The 3448-nt window shown below is 58.1% G+C and carries 5 protein-coding genes; 1 reads left to right on the plus strand and 4 read right to left on the minus strand.

Going from position 1 to position 3448, the window contains the following annotated elements; translation table 11 throughout:
* Positions 1-58: 58 nt before the first annotated feature.
* On the plus strand, positions 59-205 hold the full coding sequence (locus tag IV113_RS26300) for an integrase core domain-containing protein (RefSeq protein ID WP_363318655.1): 147 nt from the start codon (positions 59-61) through the stop codon (positions 203-205).
* 81 nt (positions 206-286) lie between these two features.
* On the opposite strand, the gene IV113_RS22690 is transcribed toward IV113_RS26300, so the two are convergent.
* The 4 genes from IV113_RS22690 to IV113_RS22705 all read right to left on the minus strand — a co-directional run bounded on the left by IV113_RS22690 (position 287) and on the right by IV113_RS22705 (position 3383).
* Positions 287-826 carry a TetR/AcrR family transcriptional regulator gene (locus tag IV113_RS22690; protein ID WP_200959415.1) on the minus strand — a complete coding sequence of 180 codons (540 nt, stop codon included), beginning with the start codon at positions 824-826 and terminating at the stop codon, positions 287-289.
* A 34-nt stretch (positions 827-860) separates the two neighbouring features.
* A complete protein-coding gene (locus IV113_RS22695; RefSeq protein WP_291089958.1) occupies positions 861-1922 on the minus strand; it encodes an FAD-dependent oxidoreductase in 1062 nt (353 codons plus the stop codon).
* 130 nt (positions 1923-2052) lie between these two features.
* Positions 2053-2721, minus strand: coding sequence for a cupin domain-containing protein (locus IV113_RS22700; RefSeq protein WP_069048993.1), 669 nt, complete (start codon positions 2719-2721; stop codon positions 2053-2055).
* 41 nt (positions 2722-2762) lie between these two features.
* On the minus strand, positions 2763-3383 hold the full coding sequence (locus IV113_RS22705; protein ID WP_056278490.1) for a glutathione S-transferase: 621 nt from the start codon (positions 3381-3383) through the stop codon (positions 2763-2765).
* Between the last annotated feature and the right edge of the window lie 65 nt (positions 3384-3448).

Genomic DNA, 3448 nt, shown 5'->3' on the forward strand with positions numbered 1-3448 from the left:
CTCAGCCCATCGCTTGGCCTTTGCGTCAATCTGAATAAATCAGGTCCGACTCATTACGATGCAGGATGCGCGGGAGAAATTGAAGGCATGGCAGCATGACTACAACCATCACCGCCCGCATGGCTCACTCGGCCACCTGACCCCGAGGGAGTTCGTCAGAAAGAGGTCAGATCAACAGCTGAAAAGCTGCCCAACTCCAGTTTAGAAGTGACCGGATATGGGGGGGAAGTCAGAATTAAAGGAAGAGGGCGAGTAGCCCAATAAAAGCGCACGAACTGGACCAAAGCTACTGACAACGGGCGTTCAGCAGTCGGGTTGCGACGTCAAACGCAACAAGGTCCTCTTCAGTACGCGCTGCGAGATGGGCACCTTCCAGCATGGCCAGGGTCGCGGGCGCCTCGTATGCCGGATCAAGGATTGCCGATATGGACCCGTCCCTTTGGCCGAGTTCGAACGTCGCAGTGATCCATTGCAGGATCATTGCGCGGACGGCGCTGACTTTGGCGATGACCACTTCAGACAAGCTTTCCCGGCTGGTTGAAAAGGCAACGCACAGACAAACGGTGCGGCCATCATCCAGGGCTGCTCGGTACAGGGCAATCAGGGCCTTGAGGCGTGCACCGGCGGTGGCGTGGGTTGCTTCGATCTCGGCCAGGCGATGCTGCAGGTTGGTCTGATATCGCTCGATCAATGCTTCGGAAAGATTGGCCTTGGTCGGAAAATGGTGGTGGATCGACGCTTTTCGAATGCCGATCGCCTCTGCCATATCGCCATAGCTGAAGCCGTCGAAACCCCGTGACCGGGCTGCGTGTTCAGCAAAATCCATCAGGGCGACTCTGGTGTCTCTGTTCGTTGTCATTTCACCTTTCTATGTGTCCTAGGTTTGCCAGCGCCAGCTCCGATGCTTCCAGCGCCCCCTCAAGGTATCCTCCGAATTTAGGCGCCACCTCGGTCCCGGCAAGGATCAAATCGCCATCCCAAAGTCCATTGAGAACGCGGGGCAAACCGTATTGCGAGTTGACATGTGGCGCCTGTGCGTCCAGTTCGGTCGCTGTCAAGCGGTCATAAGCCCAGTCCTTGAGACACAGAATACTTGGTGTGGCGGCTTCTGGTCCGAACAGACGGATCAACTGGGCCTGTATCTGTCGGCGCAGGGCCTGTTGGTCGGATCGCGCCCTGGGCGGCACGCCGATGAACCCGAAAAGGGCATAAGGCCCGCCTGAGGCCGGGCTGGCATCATGGATTTCGACCACCGGACCATGACGACTCATGGCATCACCGGAAAGGCCAGCCTCAAGCCAAAAAGGCCGATCATAGACAGCCACGGCCTTGGCATGGCCTGCCATCCAGGTTGCGATTCCCTCCAGCTCTGTCAACGCAGCGATTGGCAGCGTCGGCGTAAAGGACATTCTTACGGCCATGCGCGGGGGCAGGGCCAGAACCACCCGCCGTGCCTGGATGCTCACGCCATCCTCAGACGTTGCGATGATCCCCGGTGCTGCCCGGGTTAGCATACGGATCGTTGTCGAAACACGGCGTCGTTGCGCCGGAACCTCATTCTCAAGGGCCGCGATCAAGGCGCCCAACCCCCCCTCCAGCCGCCAGGCCCCCTGCATTGAGGCATACCCTCGTCCACGATGAACACGGCCCTGCTCATTCTCGAAGATCACATCGCCCTGACAGAACTGATCGAACCGGGACAGCCCTAAGCGTTCGGTGAGCGCTGCGATCCAGGGTTGTCCTGGCCAAAACCACGTGGGACCCAGATCAAAATGAGCGGCACCCTCGCGCACGGTCAGGATGCGACCGCCCAAGCGGTCACGCGCCTCGACCAAAAGGAAATCGCGGCCTTGTGCAGCAAGCTTTGCAGCCAAGGCCAGCCCGGACAGGCCACCACCGATGATCAGGGTATCGGTCAGCATCGCTCAAGACACCTCGCCAGCGAAGGACAACCGATTCGTCTTTGTTGGCCACACAGTCGTCACGATAGACACCCGCGGGTCGGTAGCGGTGGTGCTGTAAGCTCTGCCGGGGAATCTGCCGTAGCCATGGCTAAGCAGCGGGTGCTTTGGCAAATGGCAGGTGTCCTGTCTTCATCCAGATTTTCGCGCCATCGCCCGTCGCCATCGCGGACAAGCTTTGGCCTTCGGGCAGGCGCAGCCAAGTGTGCTTTCCCAGTATCTCGCCTTCCACGGTGAGAGCGCCGTTTATCACCAGCAGCTCTATCCCGCCGGACACCTCAGACTTCAGAGTTGCGCCCGCCTCAAGCCTGCTGTAAGTGACGGTCTCACGATGGTCCTCATATAGCATTGCGCTGGCAATGCCATCCACCGGGGTGCCCAGTTCGGCTTCCATGTCCTTGCGAAACTGTGTGCGGTCCGCCATGTCGAATTGCCATAATTTCACAAAGATCGTGCATCCCTCGTCAGAGCCTGGCGTATGGGACGTCGTTGGGGGGTTGCGCACATAGGTGCCGACAGGAAAATCACCGTGCTCGTCTTGAAACACTCCATCGAGCACGATGAACTCCTCGCCCCCCGTATGGGTATGTGCCGAGAACTTGCTGTCCGGCGCATACCGCACGATGGTCGTGGCGCGGGCAACTTCGCCCCCAATTCGGTCCAGCATGCGCCGCTCTACCCCCTTCATGGGCGAGGGTCGCCATTCCAACTCGCGCGAATGCACCACAACACGCTTGGAAAAATCTGCGTTGATCTCCATGAAACCCACTCCTTTGACCCCTACAACCCGGAGATCGCGCATTAACCGGCAATCGAAGGACGGGCTGCAACCTTTGCACGCCAAGCATGGAGATTGACCAGGGACTCGGGGATTTCAACCTTGGCGAAATCCGCAAACGCCAGACCCGCAAAGGCAGTGATGTCAGCGATAGAGAAGTTGTCGCCTGCGAGAAACTCATTTTCCGACAGAACGCTATCCAGATAGGCCATGGTAGCGCTAGCGACTTCCCTCTGCTTGTTGCCCCATTCGGCGCATTGCCAAGTCTCCAGATCAGGACCAAGGCCGGGAGTAGCGTGGTGGAAATAGGCGCCGACCGCGTTCATCAAACCGTTTTCTGCCCGCAGATTCATCATCGTGATGCGGGCACGCTCCTTTGGGGTTGCGCCGGTTAGGGAAGGACCATCGAAAACGCCATCGATATATTCAGTGATGGCGTTGCACTGGGCGATACAGGTGCCGTCGTCAAGCTCCAGCAGGGGCACGGTAGCATCCGGATTTTTCGCTTTGAAAGCATCGCAGCGGTGCTCGCCGCTCATCACATCCACTGGGACGAATTCAACCTTGTCCGTTGCATCCTTTTCTGCCAGAGCGATGCGAACCCGCAGTGGGTTTGGAAAGCCTTTGATGTCGTAGATTTTCATTGAGTGTCCTATTGACGATTTTTGTAACGCGCCATTGTACTACCTATCAGTAGGTTGTCAATTCT

Origin of the sequence: Hydrogenophaga sp. (assembly GCF_018780385.1) — a bacterium.
Classification (GTDB): domain Bacteria; phylum Pseudomonadota; class Gammaproteobacteria; order Burkholderiales; family Burkholderiaceae_C; genus Hydrogenophaga.

What these genes read in the sequence shown, in the direction of transcription:
- IV113_RS26300 (WP_363318655.1), top strand. Translation starts at nt 59, where the DNA reads ATGCAGGATGCGCGGGAGAAATTGAAGGCATGGCAGCATGACTACAAC.
- IV113_RS22690 (WP_200959415.1), bottom strand. Translation starts at nt 826, where the DNA reads ATGGATTTTGCTGAACACGCAGCCCGGTCACGGGGTTTCGACGGCTTC.
- IV113_RS22695 (WP_291089958.1), bottom strand. Translation starts at nt 1,922, where the DNA reads ATGCTGACCGATACCCTGATCATCGGTGGTGGCCTGTCCGGGCTGGCC.
- IV113_RS22700 (WP_069048993.1), bottom strand. Translation starts at nt 2,721, where the DNA reads ATGGAGATCAACGCAGATTTTTCCAAGCGTGTTGTGGTGCATTCGCGC.
- IV113_RS22705 (WP_056278490.1), bottom strand. Translation starts at nt 3,383, where the DNA reads ATGAAAATCTACGACATCAAAGGCTTTCCAAACCCACTGCGGGTTCGC.